Here is a 17,178-nt window from a genome sequence, read left to right on the forward strand (position 1 = left end):
GCAAGACAGACCTCGGCACGGCAATCCGGCGGCGCACAGTCGCCGTCATCTAAGGAATCAGTGCGGGATGATAGCCGAGCGGGTCAGCGGCTGCCGCCGGCCACGGTGCCGACTGCATCGGCTTCGGCTTGCGCACGTGCTGCGAACAACGTGCCTGGCGGCGGTTGGCGGGTAAAGAAGGTATCGATGCCGTCCAGCACGGCGCCAGCGATCTTGCGCTGATAAGCCGGATCGATCAGGCGGCGTTCTTCGTCCGGATTGGAAATGAAGGCGGTTTCCACCAGCATTGCCGGCATGTCGGAGGTGCGCAGCACCGCGAAGTTGGCGCGTTCCAGTTGCGGCTTGTGGTTGTTGCCGATGCGCTTCAATCCTCCAAGCACATGGCCGGCGGCATCTTCGGAGGCCTTCATATGGCCGCTCTGAGCCAGGTCCAGCAACACGTTGGCCAGGGTGCTTTCGGTCTGCTGCAGGCGCACGCCGCCAACCAGATCGGCCGCGTTTTCCTTGTCGGCCAGCCAGCGCGCACGTTGCGACGAGGCTCCCTTGGTCGACAGTACGTACACCGAGGAGCCGGTGGCGCTGCGGTTTTCGGCGGCGTCGGCGTGGATGGAAATGAAGATGTCGGCCTTGGCGGCGCGGGCTTTTTGCGCACGCATCGGCAACGGAATGAACACGTCGGTATCGCGGGTCAGGTAGGCCTTCATGCCTGGCGTGGCGTTGACCTGGCGTGCCAGTTCACGGCCGACCGCCAGGGTGACGTCCTTCTCGCGCTTGCCGGTGGGACCCATGGCGCCCGGGTCCTGGCCGCCGTGGCCCGGGTCGATCGCCACGATCAACGGCCGCATGCCCGGCGCCATCTTGACCCGCGACGCTTCGCTTGGCAGCACGGGGCGCGGCGGCAGGTCGTCGTCGCCTGCAGCAGCCACCGCGCTCGAGGCGCTATTGGGGGCATTTGCCGCGGCATTACCGGAGGTTGCGCCCATCGGTGCGCTGCCGCCATTCAAGATGGCAGCTGCAGATGCGCTGCTGCCCGCCACCACCGCGCCGGACGTAACGTTGGCAGCGGCCCCGGCGGCGCGGTTCGGCGTGTTGCCGGCAACGCCGGTCGGCGCTGGTGCACCGGAGGTGGCAGGCCGAGGCGTCGGCACACCGGTAGCGACAGTGGTCGGTACCGGGGCCTGAGTGACAGTGGGCAGCGCCGATGCCGGCACAGACGGTGCAGGCGGCGGAGTCGACGGCTGGGACGGCGGCACCGAGGAGGCACGTTGCGCAGATGCGGCCAGGGCGGCCGTTGCGCGTGCAGCTTCGGCCTGCGCATTGAGCGGACGCGGCGCCGGGGCTGCCGTCAGTGCAGCCGCAGCAACGGCGGAGGCCGCCGCCGGCGCCGGATCGCCAGGCCATTCGATCACCAATGTCGACACGCTACCCAGCGTCTGCATCTGCGGCTTGAGCGGCGTCACCGGCGTTGCCAGTTCGAACACCACACGGAATGTGCCAGGCACCGGCTGACCGGTGCGTACCGAGGTCACCAATCCGGCAGCGGACGGCAGCTTGAGACCGCGCATGCCCGAGGATTCGGGAAAATCGACAACCAGGCGCGTCGGGTTCGCCAGCGAGAGCGTTTTGAAGCCGCCGCTGCCGGCCAGTTGAATTTCTGCACGGGTCCCGGTGGCCCCGGTACTGACGCCAACCCCCTTGATTTCGCCGCCCCATGCAGCAAAAACCGCCAGGCTCAAGCTGGCGGTCAGGGTGGAAAGACAGAGCTGGCGGATCCCCGGTGTCATGGCGCTGGATTCAAGCATCCAACTGTGTGAATTGCAAGGCAATTTCCCTTAATAATCCATAACCTGGCGTTCATTCTTCTCGTGAGGAGGCAAAAAGGGCCTGCAACTGGGGCTGCTTGGACAGCCTTTCCATCCAGGCATGCCCGATCGCACTGCGGCCCAGCAACCGAACGCTGCGGCCTTCGCCAGCCACGGCCAGTTCAACGTCCAGATCGACTGGCGGCAGCACGCCAGCACCGCGCTCCGGCCATTCGACCAGCCACAAGCTCGCACTGCCCTCGTCGAGCCCGAGAAAATCCAGCTCGCCCGCATGGCCAATGCGGTACAGGTCCAGGTGCCAGGCTTCATCGCCGGTTGCCAGCGGATAGCGTTCGACCAAGGTGTAGGTGGGGCTGCGAATCGGCCCGGTGACACCGAGTGCGCGCAACAGCGCGCGCGCGAGCGTGGACTTGCCCGCGCCCAGGTCGCCATGCAGCTGCACCACCGCGCTGGCCGGTCGCACGGCGGCCAGCGCCTGGCCCAGGGTTTCGGTGGCCTGCACGTCGTGCAGCTGTCCGTTGAGGTCGATCATGCGATGGCTCCAGCGTTGGCGAGGCGGCGCAGCTCGGCAAGCAGGTCGGTGGGCAGCAGGCCGCGCTCGCCTGCGTGCGCGGCCGCATCGCCGGCACAGGCGTGCAACAAGGCGCCAAGGCTGGCGGCATCGAACGGCGAGAATCCCTGCGCCAGCAATGCCGCGATGACGCCGGTCAACAGATCGCCCATCCCGCCGACCGCCATGCCGGGATTGCCCGCATCGATGATGCGCGGCAAGTGACCTGGCGACGCGACCACGGTGCCGGCGCCCTTGAGCACCACCACGGCGTCGTAGCGTTTTGCGAGTGCAGCGGCAGCAGCCGGACGATCGCGCTGAATCTGTCGGGTCGAAAGGCCAAGCAGACGACCGGCTTCGCCCGGATGTGGCGTCAAGATGCGCGGACCACACGCTGCAACGTCGGTGGAGGCCAGCAGATTCAGCCCATCGGCATCGATCACCACCGCCGTAGCGGCGCCCAGCGCCGCACGCCACAACGCCTGCGCCCAGGCGTCCTGCCCTAGCCCGGGCCCGAGCGCGACTGCATCTGCCGCCTCGGTCAATGTGGCGATGTCGTCATCGGCCTGCACGGCACGCGCCATCGCTTCGGGGCAGCGCGCCAGCAGCGGCGTGACATGCTCGGCGCGCGTTGCGACCTGCACCAACCCGGCGCCGCTGCGCAACGCCGCTTCGGCGGTCAGCATGATCGCGCCACCGCTGCCGAGATTGCCGCCCACGCACAGCACCCGCCCCGATTCGCCCTTGTGCGTGTTGCGGCGACGCGGGCGCAATTGCGCCGCAAGGGCCTCGCCACTCCAACTATGTGCGGCTGGCGTGAGCCCGTCGAACGCTGAAAGCGGCACCTCCAGCGCGGCGATCTGACGCTCGCCGGCATGTTCCAGCGCATCGCCGGTGTAGAGCCCCAGATGCGGCACGATGAACTGCAAGGTCAGTGCTGCGCGTACCGCCGCACCGAAGGCCACCCCATGGTCGGCATCGATGCCGCTGGGCACATCCAGCGCAAACACCGGCACGCCCGCCGCGTTGATGGCGTCGATCAGGGCGGCGGTTGCATCATCGGGTGCGCGATTCAGGCCGATGCCGAACAGCGCATCGACGATCACATCGACCTGCGCCAGCGGATACGGAAACAATTCGATTGCCCCACCGACGGCGAGGTAGTCGGTACAGGCGCGCTGCGCCAGATCCGAGCCGGGGCCGTGTTCGGTCAGGTGCACCACGCGCACCTGACGCCCTGCGCGGTGTGCCAGGCGCGCCAGCACATAGCCGTCGCCCCCATTGTTGCCGGTGCCGCAGACCACCACGATGCGGCGCGCCTGCGGCCAGCGCTCCAGCAACCACTGCCAGGCCGCCTGCCCGGCGCGTTGCATCAGGGTGTAGCCATCGCCGCCGAGCAGCGTGGTGGCCTGCGCATCGAGCGTGCGCGCGGCGGTGGTGTCGTAAAGATCGAGCGGTGCGTACATGCAGGGAATTCTATACTTGTCGCCATGTCTGCCGCCCTTGCCCACCCCGACCCTGCCGATACCGCTGCGCGCATTCGCGTGCTTGCGCGCGAAGCCGGCTTTCAACGGTGCGGCATCACCGGCATTGAGCTGGGCGAGGATGAGGTGCATCTGCGTAGCTGGCTGGAGGAAGGACTGTACGGGACCATGCACTGGATGGCCCAGCACGGCGACAAACGCTCGCGCCCGCAGGAACTGGTTCCCGGCACCCTGCGCGTGTTGTCGGTTGGCATGGATTACGGCCGCAAGGACGACACCGAAGCCTGGAACACCTTGCACGACGGCAACCGCGCCTATGTGGCGCGCTATGCGCTGGGGCGCGACTATCACAAGCTGATGCGCAACCGGCTGCAGAAGCTCGCCGAGCGCATCCAGGGCGAAATCGGCCCATTCGGGTTCCGCGTGTTCGTCGATTCGGCGCCGGTGCTGGAGCGCGCATTGGCACGCAATGCCGGCCTGGGCTGGATCGGCAAACACACCTGCCTGATCGATCGTCATGGCGGCTCGTGGTTCTTTCTCGGCGAGATCTACCTCGACCTGCCACTGCCGATCGACACGCCCGCCACCGCGCATTGCGGCACCTGCACGCGCTGCATCGACATCTGCCCCACGCAAGCCATCATCGCGCCCTACCGGCTGGATGCGCGCCGCTGCATCGCATACCTCACCATCGAACACGACGGCGCAATTCCCGAAGACATGCGCAAGCCGATCGGCAACCGCATCTTCGGCTGCGACGACTGCCAGCTGATCTGCCCCTGGAACAAGTTCGCCAAGCGCACCGACGAAGCCGATTTCCGCGCCCGCAACGACCTGGACGTGGCCACGCTGCCGCAGTTGTTCGCCTGGAACGAGGACGAGTTCCTGCGCCGCACCGAGGGTAGCCCGATCCGCCGCAGCGGACACGAGCGCTGGCTGCGCAATATTGCCGTGGGCCTGGGCAATGCGCCTGGCACGCCAGAGGTCCTGGCCGCACTGCAAGCGCGTCGCCACGACGACTCGGCGCTGGTGCGCGAACACGTTGGCTGGGCGCTGGCGCAACACGACCTCTGACCCGCACGCGTCGCGCATGCAGCAGCCGCGGCCTGCACGTGCACGCGATCGGCGCAGCCACCGGCGGCATCGGCATTCGCAGCAGATCACCCATGACCGTCGTCGCTACGGGATAATGCAGCGATGGCCGACCGCAACGATCAGATCCTCACTCCCAGCCAGCTCAATTCACTGGCGCGCGACCTGCTGGAAGGCAGCTTCCCGCTGGTGTGGGTAGAAGCCGAACTGAGCAGCGTCACCCGTCCCGCGTCGGGACATCTGTATTTCACACTCAAGGATGCGCGCGCGCAGATCCGCTGCGCGATGTTCAAGCCCAAGAGCACCTGGCTGAAATTTCAGCCGCGCGAAGGCCTGCGCGTGCTCGCGCGTGGGCGCGTGACCCTGTACGAAGCACGCGGCGACTATCAGCTGGTGCTCGACCATATGGAAGAAGCCGGCGAAGGCGCCCTGCGTCGCGCCTTCGACGAACTGCGCGCGCGTCTTGCCGCCGAAGGCCTGTTCGATGCCGAACGCAAGCAGGCACTGCCTGCGCATGTGCAGCGGCTGGCGGTGATCACCTCGCCCAGCGGCGCGGCGGTGCGCGATGTGCTCAGCGTGCTGGCGCGGCGTTTTCCGCTGCTCGAAGTGGATCTACTGCCCTCGCTGGTGCAAGGCGACAGCGCTGCCGCACAGATCACCTCACTGCTGCAACGCGCCGATGCTTCCGGGCGCTACGACGTCATCCTGATCACCCGCGGTGGCGGCTCGCTGGAAGATCTGTGGGCCTTCAACGACGAACGCCTGGCGCGCGCGATCGCCGCCGCGCAGACGCCGGTGGTGTCTGCAGTCGGCCACGAGACCGACTTCAGCCTCAGCGATTTCGTGGCCGACGTGCGTGCGCCCACGCCCTCGGTCGCGGCCGAATTGCTGGTGCCCGATCAACGCGAGCTGGTCGCGCGCGTGCGGCGTGCGCAGGCACGCATGACCCAACTGCAGCAACACGCCTTGGGCAATGCCATGCAACGCGCAGACAGACTGGCACTGCGGCTGCGTGCGCAGAGCCCGCAGGCGCGCCTGCAACTGCTCCATCGCCGCCAGCAAGACGCCGGTCGCCAGCTGCGTGCGCGCATGACGCAGGTGCTCGAACGCTTGCAGGCGCGTTTACAGCGTGGGCAAGCGCAGCTGCAAGCACACAACCCGCAACGCCAGCTGGCCGGCTTGCAGCAACGCCTGCGGGCACTGCACCCGCAGGCGGCGATGCAACGCCGCCTGCAGCATGATCAGCTGCAACTGCGCAGCATTGCACGCTCGCTGGAAGCGGTCAGCCCGCTGGCCACAGTCGCGCGCGGCTACGCCATCGTGACCCGCCCTGCCGACAGCAGCGTGGTGCGCAGCGCCGCCGAGGTGGTCACGGGCGAACGCCTGCGCGCGCAGCTGGCCGATGGCAGCATCCAGGTGCGTGTGGAGTCTGGCGAAAGCTGACCGCAAGCCATGCGCAGCGCCGTCGCTCCCGCAGCAAGGCCGGCGCTAAGCGCTGACATGAACTCTTCGAAGATGCCCATTGCACGGAGTGCCACAAGGATAGGCGCGGTGCCAGAGAGCGCCTTCGAAACACGCCACAGGGCCGGGCGAGTCCGCGATTTCGCTGGAGCAGGGCCGCCAGCAGGACTTCAACGTTGAGCACCTACGCAAGAAGGTGCTCAGTGCCGATCACCGCTTGTCGATCAACCGCTCCAGAAAACGTTATGCAACGCTTCGTCGGTTGCAAGCGGCTTCAGGAGCGGCTTGCTGTTTCCGCCATCGGCGTCTGCGCTGCATGCTGCCAGCCCTCCATCAGCAGATTGGCCAGCACCACCGGATCATGGTCGAAGTGATGCCCACCCGGACGCGCCAGCACCTGCACGCCACGTGCGCGCAGCTCCGGGCACAGCGTGTCCTTTTCTTCGTTGCCGTAGATGCATTGCAGGCGGTGCGCGTCCAGCGCCTGGATGGCCGGCTCCACATCGCGCTCGGCGTCGTTATGCCAGCCCAGCCAGCCACCGACGCGCACCTTGAAGTCGGCCTCGTGGCCCAGGCCGAGCAGGCTGACGAACTGCACCGAAGCGCGTTGCTGGGGCGACAGTTCCGGATAGGCGAACGGCAACACATCGGCACCGAACGAGTACCCAACAAGGGCGACGTGCTGGATATGCCAGCGCTGGCGATAGCTGGCGATCACCCGATCCAGATCCGCCCCGACCTGCTGCGGCGTGCGGCTGCCCCAGAAGTAGCGCAGGCTATTCCAGCCCACCACCGACACGCCCTGCTGCTGCAACTGCGCGGCAATGCCTTTATCCAGCTCGCGCCAGCCGCCATCGCCGGACAACATCACCACCAGACGGTCGCTGCCAGGTGCGTGGAGTTCCACTAGCGGCAGGTCGCCCAGGCCCTGCGACTGCGCAGCCAGGAAGTGCCCGCGTGTGGCCGCTGCGATCTGCATCGGGCTGGATGCATCGGCCAGATCGTCCAGGAAGCCCTGACTGGCATTGGGCAGATCGCGCGAGCACGCCAGGCCTGGATCCTTGGTGCCGGCGTCGGCAACCACCGCGCCGCCCAGCACGTCGGGCGCGGCCGAGGCCACCGCCTGACGCGCCAGCACCGCGCCATCGCCCTGCCCCACCAGCACCGGCGGCAGGAACGCATCGACGTGTTCGGCGCGCAACAATTTCTTGCCCAGTCGCTCGGCATCGTCGGCCAGCGAGCTGCAGGCGGCTTGGTGCGAGCGCACGTGTTCACGATAGTTTGCGGTGTCGACCACTGCCACCAGCGCGCCATCGTCGCTCAGCAGGTCGGCCAGCTTCTGGCTGTCTTGCGGATGAGCGCTGTCGGGCAGCAGGATCACCATCGCCTTGGGCGTCCCTTCCGGGCGGAGAACTTCGACCGAGCCGTAATGCCCAGCCGTATTACTGTCCTGCAGATGCCGCGCCACGGCATAGCCGCTGCCGCCGATCAGCAAGATCGCAATCACCCAACGAAACATTTTGATCCCCATGCCCATGACGGCAGTCCCTTGATAGCGGTTGCGATTTGACCACAGCAGACACGGCCGGTTTCACTGCGCATGCACGCGGTGTTCATCGCTGTTAAGCCAACTGAACCCCACCTTGCGCACAACGCTTGGTCCGCGCGGCGCATCGCCTGCAAGCGCCCACTGCACCGCTAACGGCCGGGGATTGCCGCCTCGGAAATTTCGCTTGCGTTCGTCGTCCTCGGAACGTTGCTGGATGGAAGCGCCCGCCGTCCGCGGGTCCTCGATCCCCAGAGGCGCTCGCGCGACTGCAGCGCTCTTTTGGCCGAGTTTCTCGTCGTGCACGACAGATGCCTTTCTCGCCTAGCCGCGCCCCGAGCCGACTCTGTCGGAGCGAACACGCCCCCGCCAAGGCGTCCCCAGATTTTAGGGCCGAGCCGAAAGCGCTCGCGGCGACAGCGACGGCAAGCCGAAGCCTGCAGTCACGAACCGCACGATCGACGCGCCCATCCGCCGTAGGTCGTCGCTAGATTCCGCGTGCCACGCGAAAGCCGATACGGGCACTGGTGGTGTCCGAATCCTGCGACTGCCGCCAGGCCGCGCGCGCCTGTTGCGGCGAATTGGCCCAGCTGCCGCCACGGATCATGCGTTGCCGGCAGCCCGGGTTGTACCAGGCAGCGCCATCGGCCGGTGCACGCCGGTAGCTGGCGTGCCAGCAGTCGGCCACCCATTCGCTCAGGTTGCCGCCCATATCGTGCAGACCCCAGGCGTTGGCGCGAAAACTGCCGACCGGCGCCGGACCCCAGAAGCCATCGCCGTAGCCGACGAAGCCGTTGTTCCAGTGCCGGCCGCTGCGCGAAACGTCGTTGCCGCCGGTGAAATTACCGGCGTCGGCCGGCGGCGAGCCCGCGTTGCCCCACGGGTAACGTCCGGTGGTGCCGGCACGGACCGCATACTCGAACTCGGCCTCGCTGGGCACGTGGTAATGGCGGCCGGTCTGTTCCGACAGCCAGCTCGCATACGCTTCGGCGTCGCGAATGCTGACGTGCATCACCGGGCTGTTGGGCGCGGCCTGGGCGCCGTTGTAGTCGGACTGCCAATCCACGCCGCTGCGGCGGATGAAGTTGCCGCTGCGCTCGTCGTAAACCACCGAATGCCCACGCCGGGTGGCACGCGGGCGTGCGCCGGTGGCATCGACGAACTGGCGGAACTCGGCAACCGTGACCTCGGTGATCGACAACGCAAAGCCGCGTGCGAAGCGCACGTAATGGGCGGGGCGCTCGTTGTCGGAAGCGCCCGGCTCCGCATCGCCGGCTCCCATCTGGAATGCGCCATGCGGCACCACGATCATCTGCGGCCCGCGCCCGCCGACCTTGAGCCCGTCGGTGAACACCTGCCCGGGACGGAAGCTGCCGTAATGCGTGGCCAGTTCCAGCCGGCGGCGCAGATCGCCGGCCACTGGGTCTCCGGGGTCGGCGATGCGCAACACTTCGGCAAGCTTCTCGCCGGCCGCCTTGAGCCCGCGCGGCGAGGTCAGATCGTGCAGACCGGCGTCGTGCAACGCCGCGATCTGCGCCCGGCGCACGCGTTCCACCCGCGCGCGCGCATCGGCGATGGTGGGCGCGCGATCGCGTACCTGCCCCGCCATCTGCAGCCAGTAACGTGCACCGATGAAGTCGCTCGCCTGCGCCGCCTGTTCGGCGCGCTCCAGCAGGCCGCTTTCCACGGCGGCCAGGCCCTGCCGGGTGCGCGGGTTGTCGGGATCCAATTGCGCGGCATCGCGAAAATTCACCAGCGCGCCATTGCCGTCTTCGCCCAGCCGCCCGCCGCGCAGGTCTTCTTCACCGGCGCGGTTGAACGCCAGCACGCGCTGCGCGGTTTCCACCTCGCGCTGCAGTGCGCGCACCTTCGGGTCCTGTGGCGCAAGGGCAAGCGCGACGAAGGCCACCTCACGCGCCTGCTCCAACGCGTCGTCCTGGCGCTCGGTTTGTGCGATCAGCGCCGCGCCGCGTTCGAGCAACCGGTCACGCGCCTGCTCCAGGCCACGCCGGCTGGCTGCATCCTTGCCACCGGCGCGCTGCTGGATCGCCAGATACAACGGGATCGCATCGCCGGCGTCGCGATAGAGGCGGTCTTCCCGCAATGCCTGGTCGGCACGCTTGCGCACCTGCGCCAGGGGCTCGTCGCCCAACTCCACCACCGGCGGTTGCCATTTCGCCACGGTTTCGGCGGATTCTTCGCCACCGATGGAAACGTTCGGCTTGCTCGGCACGGCGGCAGGTGCCGGTTGCGGCGCGACCGCAGGCGCGGGCGTGGGCGTGCGCGAACAGGCGCACAGGCTAAGAGCGGCCAACAAAACGCAGCGCGCAGCGCTCGGGCGGGCAAGGCGGGCGCGCAGGAACCGGAGCGTAGGCGTGCCAGATGCCGATTCCGCACAGCGGCCGCGCCCGCCTGCTGGCTGCGCAGGAATTTTGCCAGTCGCCCTCAGCGCGACCATTGCCCACGCTGCCATCCGGTCACCGCACTCACCCACCACCTGCTCCTTCCAGTGCTCTGCCGCACGACAGGCGATCGCGACGTTAGGCTATTCTGCGCGCTCTGCGCAAACCCTTGCCGCCGACGGAAATCACGTGCCCCATTGGATCATCCACCCCTCCGAGCTGACTGACCGCCTGCAGGCAGCGCGACCGTCGCGCATCGGCCTGGATACAGAATTCATTCGCGAACGCACCTACTGGCCGCAGCTGGCCCTGGTGCAGATGGCCATCGGCGATGAGATCCTGCTGATCGACCCGCTGATCCCCGGCATGAATGCGGCGCTCAAGGAGTGGTTGACCGCCACCGACATCGTCAAGGTGATGCATAGCGCCAGCGAAGACCTGGTCACATTCAAATGCGCGTGTGGCGCCTTGCCGCGGCCGTTGTTCGACACCCAGATCGCCGCGGCCCTGGCCGGTGTCGGCGGCGGCATGGGCTACCAGAAACTGGTGCAGGAAGTCACCGGCACCTTGCTGACCAAGGGCGAGACACGCTCGGACTGGATGCGTCGCCCGCTGTCGCCGGCGCAACTGGAATATGCCGCCGACGACGTTCGCTATCTATTTGCGATCCACGACGCGCTCACCCGCCGCCTCGCCGAGCAGGGCCGTCTGGAGTGGCTGGCCGAAGATGCCGAGCGCCTGCTCGCCACGGTGGAGCACGACGATGGCGAGCGCTGGCCGCATGTGAGCCTGCGTGCCGCACAGTTCCTGGAACCGGCGGCGCAACGACGCCTGCTGCGCCTGCTGCGTTGGCGCGACCTGCAGGCGCGGCAGAGCGATCGACCGCGCAGCTGGATCCTGGACAACGAGCTGGCCAGCCAGCTGGCGCGGTTTCCGCCCGCCGATCTGGAAGCCTTGCTGCGCCAGTTCGATAAATTCCCCAAGGCGCCGCGCAAGCTTGCCAACGCGGTGTGGGATGCGCTCAACACCCCGCTGCCGGACGAAGAGCACGCGCCGCTGGCGCAGGCCGCCACCGACGGCAACAAGGCCGTACTCAAACGGCTGCAGGACGCGGTGGCGCAGCGTAGCCGCGAACTCGGCCTGCCGGACGGCCTGCTGGCCTCGCGCCGCCACCTGGAAACCCTGATGGAACAACGCAGCTGGCCTGCGGCGCTGGGCCAATGGCGTCGTGCCCTGCTGGAATCACAGCTGATGCCGCTGCTGGACGACACTGCGGCGTAGGATTGCGGCGGTGATGGCACAGAAGCCCGCAGCGATGCGGGCTCTTCGTCAGATGCGGACAGGCGGCGCCGAGCCGGCGAAGACCGCCTCGCAAGCAGTATTGGAAGGCGTGAGGACCTTGCGAAGCGCCTGCGTCGCACGGCGATTTCATTACCGGTCGCACCCGCGCGGCGATGCCGGCATTCTCTGCGCCGTAGCACGTCACTCCTCGTCCTGCTCTGCCCAGCGCGCCAGGTTTTGCCGGATGCCGTCCATGTCTGCCCAGGGATCCTTGCGCCGACGGCGCAGCTTCTCCGGGACATCGCGCAAAGTGAATGCATCGGCGCGCTGCAGCTTGGACAGGTCCGACCACGCCAGCGGCAAGGCGACTGGCGCCCCCGGGCGGCCGCGTAACGAATAGGACGCAACCGCAGTGGCGCCACGGCCGTTGCGCAGGTAGTCCACGAAGATGCGCTTGTTGCGCAGTCGCTTGGTGGCAGTGGCGATGAACCGCTGCGGCTGCGCCTGTGCCAGGGCATCGGCAAATCCCTTGGCGAAACGCTTGGTCACCTCCCAATCGCAGCCGGGGTTCAGGGGCACCACCACGTGCAGCCCCTTGCCGCCAGACACACGCAAGAACGATTCCAGCTCCAGCTGCGCCAAAAGCTTGCGAATATCGTTGGCCGCACGTTTGACCTCGGCAAACGGCACGTCCGGGCCCGGATCGAGATCGAAGACCACCCGGTCGGCCACATCCGGGCGGTCCGCATGCGAGCCCCAGGGGTGGAATTCCAGCGCATTGAATTGCACCAGTTCCAGCAGGCCAGGCGCGTCTTCGACCACCAGGTAATACGCGTTGGTTCCGGTCTCTTCGGTCAGCTTGACCGAGCTCACTCGCTCGAGGCCGGCAGTATGGTGCTTCTGGAAAAAACACGGTTTTTCCGCGCCGCTGGGGCAGCGGATGATGGACAGCGGCCGTCCCACGATCTGCGGCAACAGGTGGTCCATCACCGCCTGGTAATAGTCCCAGACATCGCCCTTGGTCGCGCGGATATCCGGGTAGATCAGCTTGGTCGGGCTGGACAGCGTCGGCAGCGCAGCCGAGGAAGGTGTGGCAACCGCAGATTTGCGCGCAGGCGCTGTTGCCCGCGTCGCTGCACGTTTGGGCGCCTGCGTTGCTGCGTCTTTGGCAGCACGCGTTGTTGCCGAACGCCTGGCAGAGGACGGTGTAGCCGGGCCATTTCCGGCATCGCTGTCGGCCAGATCGGCGATGCGCTTATCCGGGCGCAGCGCCTTGAACGATGCCTGGCGCAACAACTGTTGCCCACCAATGCCGCGATAGAACACCTCCACCACAAAGCGCGGCGCAAACCAGGTGGCGCCGCGCAGGTCGGTGTCTTCGGTGGGAATATGCGCGGTGGGTTTGCGCCCGCCACCTTCCAGTTGCGGGGTGACCTCGCGCATCAAGGCATCGGAGAACCCGGAGCCCACACGGCCCACGTACAACCAGCCATGCACCGGATCCGGCGCGGCCAGCAACAGCGAGCCGAAGCCACTGCGGCTGCCCTTGGGCGCGGTGTAGCCGACCACCGCATACTCCTGGCTGGCCAGTTGCTTGGTCTTGCGCCAATCGTCGCTACGCCCATCGCGATACGGGCGATCTGCGCGTTTGGAAATGATGCCTTCGAAGTGCTGTTGCCCGGCCACCCGGAACGCCTCGGTGCCATCGCCTTCGACGTGCGAGCTATAGGCCAGATGCGTGTGAGGTGCAGCCTCCAGCACCTGCTGCAACAGCCGCTTGCGTTCGCGCAGCGGCGCCTCGCTGATGTCCACCCCGTCCACATGCAACAGGTCGAATACCGCCAGCGCCAGCGGCACCTGGCGCTCGCCGGACAAGGTGGCCTGCAGCAGGTTGAAGTCGTCCTTGGTGCCGCGTCCGGCGATCAGTTCGCCATCGATCTGCGCGCTGCGCAGGCCCAGCGACCGGATGGCATCGGCAATTTCCGGCGTCTTGTCGGTCCACTCCAATGCATTGCGCGACCATAGCCTCACCTTGCCGTTGGTCACGGTGGCCAGGATGCGATAACCGTCCCATTTGATTTCATGCAGCCACTGCGCCCCTTCTGGCGGGGACTGCCCCAGCTTGGCCAGCTGCGGTGCAAACGGGGCATCTTCCATCTCGGCGCGACGTGCATTGCTCAGCGCCAGCGCCTGTTTCGCCCAGGTACCACGCCTCTTCGCCGCCGGCGGCGGCACGGTCGTCAGCGCCTTGCGCTGGGTCTTGCCGGCGCCTGCGCGGCGTACATCCTCGGCAGGCGCGGCAGCGACGTCGGCCAGCAGGTCATCGGCCTCCAACGTGCCGGCGTAGGCATCGTCGTCCTTGAACAACAGCCACTGCGGCTGCCGCGCCGGCTTGCCCGAGCGCACCAGATGCCAACCGCCCTTGAGCTTGTTGCCGAACAACTCAAAGCGCAGATGTCCCTTGGCTAATTGCGCTTCGGGGTCGCCCGCGGTGGCCCACACGCCATGATCGAACTGCGCCACATGCCCGCCGCCGTATTCGCCTTTGGGAATCTCGCCCTCGAAACTGGCGTAATCGACCGGGTGGTCTTCCACCTCCACTGCCATGCGCTTGACCTTGGGGTCGTAACTGGGACCCTTCGGCACCGCCCAGCTCTTGAGCGCATCGCCCACCTGCAGGCGAAAGTCGTAATGGCGGCGGCTGGCGTGGTGCAGTTGCACCACGAAGATCGCACGCTGCCCCGGCGGCAGGGCCTTGCCCGGCTCCGGCTCGCGGGTCTTGTTAAAGCTGCGCTTGCGGCGATATTCGCTCAGGCTCATGACGGACCTTCCGCTTATTTGCCCAGGTGCTGGCGTACGCTGGCGGCCATTGGCCCCACCTTCTGCACGGCCGCGCGCAACTCCTCGGCGCTGACGCCCAGGGTCTTGGTCCAGTACTGCAGCTCATAGGCTTCATTGACGTTGATGCGGTCGCGGTCTGGCGAACCGACGTTGCGTTTGTCGTCACTCATGACATGCTCCTGTATCGTCGTGGTCGGGTCTGCTAACGTGAGCCTTCGGCCCAGCAGCGCCCGTAGCGACAATGCGAAAGCGTTCGAACAGGCGTCGTGAAAGGCCTGTTCACGCCATGTGCAAGCCCCTGTTCCACAACGGCCGCTCCCGGGCCACATGCCATAATGTCGCGCGCCCTTCGGGCGGCGTGTCCACTCTTATTCCGAGGCCATACCTCTGTGAGCAATACCTCTTCGAAACTGGATTCCATCGCGCAAGCCAAAGCCAAGCTGCTGGACGAATTGCAGAAGCTGGAAGAACAGGAGAAAACCGAGCGCGCGAGCGAGGCATCCTCTGCGCATGCCACCATCGTTTCGCTGCTCGAGCAGTTCGCCGGTCACTTCAACACCAAGCAGCGCAACGACATTGCCGCTTACCTGGGCACCACTGCCGCGCGCAAGGAAGTGGTCAAGAGCGGCCGCAGCGAAGTGAAGCCCAAGTACGAGCTACCGCACACCGGCGAAACCTGGTCCGGTCGTGGCCGCACGCCGAAGGCTTTCGCTGCCTGGGAAGGGTCGGTGTCGTACAAGGAATGGAAGGCCAAGAACCCGGACCTCAAGTTTCCGCTGGTTCGCGAGTAAGGCGATAGCCCGCACGACAGTGCCGCCTCGCACCGTCGGCCGCGCCCTTCGCTTGGCGAACCGCGCGGCTTGTGGGTAGAATCGAAGCACGTGGGGCGGTAGCTCAGCTGGGAGAGCGTCGCGTTCGCATCGCGAAGGTCGAGGGTTCGATCCCCTTCCGCTCCACCATCGAGTCAAACGCACAAGCCCTGGAGACGTCATGTTTCCGGGGCTTGCGCGTTTTGAGGGTGTTGCGGTGCAGGGCCGGCCGGTCGCCGTGGCGTGGGGATCACATCGCGCGCGCTAACGTCCGGCTTCACTCCACAGCGGACCACACCATGAGCAAGAAAGACCAGCAGCCCGATGACGTCGCCGACGATGCGCACGGCGTGACCGAGAGCCAGCAAGACCGCAAGCACGACGATGCCGCCAAGCAACGCCCGGGCCAGGAAGATCTGAAGGTGCACGACGAGCAAAGCCGTCGCCCCACTGGCAAGGCTGGCCAGGGAGAGTGAGTTGGCCAAGCATGCTGCCTGGCATCGGGCAGCGCCGCGGCACGCCGATGCGGTGAACTTCCGTGCTGCATCGCCGGAGGCGCGTTGCATCCTGTCGTGCAGCTGAGACCGCTGCATCCGTGGGACTGAAAGCCCTGCACCGGCCAGCCACGCGTTCCTGTGGCAAGATCCGGACAGGCGCTCGCCGATATGCCGCTGCCCTGGGAACCGGTGCCTTGCCAAGGTTGCAGTCGCATCGGCCAGTGCGTTGTCGCGTCAACCCCTCATCGCCTTGATGGCGCCTTGTTCCCGGTGGTGCTTTGCATGCAGATACCCGATGCACCCGCGTTGAACCTGATCCAGGCAACGTTACTGCCAGGAGGCGTCAACGCCATTCCGGGGGCGCGCCTGCCGGCCAACGAAGATGAGCGCGTGGAGGCACTGCATGCCTACCGCCTGCTGGACACCGCACCGGAGCCGAGCTACGACGCGTTCACCTCGATCGCAGCCGCGCTCTGCCGGATGCCGATGGCGCTGATCTCGCTGGTCGATACCCATCGGCAATGGTTCAAATCCAGGCTCGGCATGCAGCAGAGCGAGACGCCGCGTGAATTGTCGTTTTGCGCGCATGCCATCCTCGAACCCGATCAGGTGATGGAAGTCGGCGATACCCACCTGGACAAGCGGTTTGCGCGCAACGCGCTGGTGACAGGCGAGCCGCAGATCCGCTTCTATGCAGGCGCGCCGTTATTGACCCCGGACGGCATCGCACTGGGAACCCTGTGCGTGCTGGATCGCGTTCCGCGGCGCCTGTCGGTGACCGAGCGCGACGCGCTGCAAGCCTTGGCCAGGCAAGTCGTCAGCACCATCGAACTGCAACAGGCCGCGCGGCTGGTGGAGCTGGATGCACTGCGCGATGCGCTCACCGGGCGATGGAATCGTGCCGGGCTGGAGCACGCCTTGCACGCGCTTGCCGACGCACCCAGCTCTGCCGCCGATGCGCCCCTGGGTTTCATGCTGCTCGAACTGGACGGCTTCAAGCGGCAAAAATTGCAGGCCGGCGCGGCAGTGGCCGATGCCACCTTGCTGCAGGTCGCTGCATTGCTGGAAGCGCAGCTTCCGGCTGATGCACTCGTGGCGCGTCTGGCCTGCGATCAATTCTGCGTGGCGCTGCCGGAGACCGCTGCATCTGCAGCCCTTGCCACTGCCGAAGACTTGCGCAAGGCAGTGGAAGACGCGCACTGGCCCACCGGCCCGTTGACGCTCAGCGCAGGTGTGGTGGACGTTGCCACGCCAACCGCGCTCGACAGCAATACCCTGCTGGCCCGTGCGCGGCACGCGTTGCAGCAGGCGCGTGGCGATGGCCGCAACCGCGTGCACGGCTTTGACGGTTGGCAACTGCGGGCCTGATCGACGCAGACTGCGCCGATCGCC

14 protein-coding genes, 1 tRNA gene and 1 other RNA gene are annotated in these 17,178 nt (G+C 66.9%); 7 read left to right on the plus strand and 9 right to left on the minus strand.

What is annotated here, in order from left to right:
• Nucleotides 1-83: 83 nt before the first annotated feature.
• The 3 genes from HLH45_RS16630 to HLH45_RS16640 all read right to left on the minus strand — a co-directional run bounded on the left by HLH45_RS16630 (nucleotide 84) and on the right by HLH45_RS16640 (nucleotide 3,839).
• Nucleotides 84-1,784, minus strand: coding sequence for an N-acetylmuramoyl-L-alanine amidase (locus tag HLH45_RS16630; protein ID WP_046931940.1), 1,701 nt, complete (start codon nucleotides 1,782-1,784; stop codon nucleotides 84-86).
• 70 nt (nucleotides 1,785-1,854) lie between these two features.
• Nucleotides 1,855-2,355, minus strand: a complete 501-nt coding sequence (gene tsaE / locus HLH45_RS16635; RefSeq protein WP_008576131.1) for a tRNA (adenosine(37)-N6)-threonylcarbamoyltransferase complex ATPase subunit type 1 TsaE — start codon at nucleotides 2,353-2,355, stop codon at nucleotides 1,855-1,857.
• Complete coding sequence (locus tag HLH45_RS16640; protein WP_008576129.1) at nucleotides 2,352-3,839, minus strand: bifunctional ADP-dependent NAD(P)H-hydrate dehydratase/NAD(P)H-hydrate epimerase; 1,488 nt, start codon at nucleotides 3,837-3,839, stop codon at nucleotides 2,352-2,354. The genes tsaE and HLH45_RS16640 overlap by 4 nt, the downstream gene beginning before the upstream one ends.
• Before the next feature lie 24 nt (nucleotides 3,840-3,863).
• Between HLH45_RS16640 and queG the strand changes: the two genes are divergently transcribed.
• Together queG and xseA are read left to right on the plus strand one after the other, a co-directional pair.
• Nucleotides 3,864-4,931, plus strand: coding sequence for a tRNA epoxyqueuosine(34) reductase QueG (queG, locus tag HLH45_RS16645; protein ID WP_008576127.1), 1,068 nt, complete (start codon nucleotides 3,864-3,866; stop codon nucleotides 4,929-4,931).
• A gap of 123 nt (nucleotides 4,932-5,054) precedes the next feature.
• Nucleotides 5,055-6,392, plus strand: coding sequence for an exodeoxyribonuclease VII large subunit (xseA, locus tag HLH45_RS16650; RefSeq protein ID WP_008576126.1), 1,338 nt, complete (start codon nucleotides 5,055-5,057; stop codon nucleotides 6,390-6,392).
• A 292-nt stretch (nucleotides 6,393-6,684) separates the two neighbouring features.
• Here xseA and HLH45_RS16655 read toward each other — a convergent pair whose 3' ends face one another.
• The 4 genes from HLH45_RS16655 to HLH45_RS16670 form a co-directional block, all read right to left on the minus strand.
• On the minus strand, nucleotides 6,685-7,947 hold the full coding sequence (locus tag HLH45_RS16655; RefSeq protein WP_008576125.1) for a virulence factor: 1,263 nt from the start codon (nucleotides 7,945-7,947) through the stop codon (nucleotides 6,685-6,687).
• 54 nt (nucleotides 7,948-8,001) lie between these two features.
• A complete protein-coding gene (locus tag HLH45_RS16660; protein ID WP_216598959.1) occupies nucleotides 8,002-8,262 on the minus strand; it encodes a hypothetical protein in 261 nt (86 codons plus the stop codon).
• Nucleotides 8,263-8,443: 181 nt separating this feature from the next.
• Nucleotides 8,444-10,189, minus strand: a complete 1,746-nt coding sequence (locus tag HLH45_RS16665; RefSeq protein WP_008576124.1) for a formylglycine-generating enzyme family protein — start codon at nucleotides 10,187-10,189, stop codon at nucleotides 8,444-8,446.
• Nucleotides 10,190-10,264: 75 nt separating this feature from the next.
• Nucleotides 10,265-10,340: non-coding RNA, sX9 sRNA (locus HLH45_RS16670), on the minus strand.
• Between the two features lie 207 nt (nucleotides 10,341-10,547).
• On the opposite strand from HLH45_RS16670, the gene rnd reads away from it, so the two are divergent.
• Complete coding sequence (rnd, locus tag HLH45_RS16675) at nucleotides 10,548-11,639, plus strand: ribonuclease D (RefSeq protein WP_008576122.1); 1,092 nt, start codon at nucleotides 10,548-10,550, stop codon at nucleotides 11,637-11,639.
• Nucleotides 11,640-11,840: 201 nt separating this feature from the next.
• Here rnd and ligD read toward each other — a convergent pair whose 3' ends face one another.
• Both ligD and HLH45_RS16685 read right to left on the minus strand, forming a co-directional pair.
• The gene (gene ligD / locus HLH45_RS16680; protein WP_008576121.1) at nucleotides 11,841-14,459 is read right to left on the minus strand and encodes a DNA ligase D; all 2,619 of its coding nucleotides are present in this window, start codon (nucleotides 14,457-14,459) and stop codon (nucleotides 11,841-11,843) included.
• Between the two features lie 14 nt (nucleotides 14,460-14,473).
• Nucleotides 14,474-14,650 carry a DUF3606 domain-containing protein gene (locus HLH45_RS16685; protein WP_008576119.1) on the minus strand — a complete coding sequence of 59 codons (177 nt, stop codon included), beginning with the start codon at nucleotides 14,648-14,650 and terminating at the stop codon, nucleotides 14,474-14,476.
• Nucleotides 14,651-14,869: 219 nt separating this feature from the next.
• Here HLH45_RS16685 and HLH45_RS16690 point away from each other — a divergent pair, with 219 nt between their 5' ends.
• From HLH45_RS16690 to HLH45_RS16705, 4 genes are all read left to right on the plus strand, one after another.
• Nucleotides 14,870-15,271, plus strand: coding sequence for an H-NS histone family protein (locus tag HLH45_RS16690; RefSeq protein WP_003485983.1), 402 nt, complete (start codon nucleotides 14,870-14,872; stop codon nucleotides 15,269-15,271).
• Nucleotides 15,272-15,363: 92 nt separating this feature from the next.
• Nucleotides 15,364-15,439: transfer RNA gene (locus tag HLH45_RS16695), tRNA-Ala, on the plus strand.
• Nucleotides 15,440-15,588: 149 nt separating this feature from the next.
• Nucleotides 15,589-15,765, plus strand: coding sequence for a hypothetical protein (locus HLH45_RS16700; RefSeq protein WP_008576117.1), 177 nt, complete (start codon nucleotides 15,589-15,591; stop codon nucleotides 15,763-15,765).
• 282 nt (nucleotides 15,766-16,047) lie between these two features.
• Entirely contained in the window at nucleotides 16,048-17,154 is a 1,107-nt protein-coding gene (locus tag HLH45_RS16705; RefSeq protein WP_008576112.1) for a sensor domain-containing diguanylate cyclase, read from the plus strand.
• Nucleotides 17,155-17,178 lie beyond the last annotated feature (24 nt).

This window comes from Xanthomonas euvesicatoria, from assembly GCF_013112235.1.
Taxonomy (GTDB): Bacteria; Pseudomonadota; Gammaproteobacteria; order Xanthomonadales; family Xanthomonadaceae; genus Xanthomonas; species Xanthomonas euvesicatoria.

Excerpts from the sequence above, each read along its gene's own strand:
- xseA (WP_008576126.1), top strand. The coding sequence starts at position 5,055 with ATGGCCGACCGCAACGATCAGATCCTCACTCCCAGCCAGCTCAATTCA.
- HLH45_RS16655 (WP_008576125.1), bottom strand. The coding sequence starts at position 7,947 with ATGGGCATGGGGATCAAAATGTTTCGTTGGGTGATTGCGATCTTGCTG.
- queG (WP_008576127.1), top strand. The coding sequence starts at position 3,864 with ATGTCTGCCGCCCTTGCCCACCCCGACCCTGCCGATACCGCTGCGCGC.
- ligD (WP_008576121.1), bottom strand. The coding sequence starts at position 14,459 with ATGAGCCTGAGCGAATATCGCCGCAAGCGCAGCTTTAACAAGACCCGC.
- HLH45_RS16640 (WP_008576129.1), bottom strand. The coding sequence starts at position 3,839 with ATGTACGCACCGCTCGATCTTTACGACACCACCGCCGCGCGCACGCTC.
- tsaE (WP_008576131.1), bottom strand. The coding sequence starts at position 2,355 with ATGATCGACCTCAACGGACAGCTGCACGACGTGCAGGCCACCGAAACC.
- HLH45_RS16700 (WP_008576117.1), top strand. The coding sequence starts at position 15,589 with ATGAGCAAGAAAGACCAGCAGCCCGATGACGTCGCCGACGATGCGCAC.
- HLH45_RS16630 (WP_046931940.1), bottom strand. The coding sequence starts at position 1,784 with ATGACACCGGGGATCCGCCAGCTCTGTCTTTCCACCCTGACCGCCAGC.
- HLH45_RS16685 (WP_008576119.1), bottom strand. The coding sequence starts at position 14,650 with ATGAGTGACGACAAACGCAACGTCGGTTCGCCAGACCGCGACCGCATC.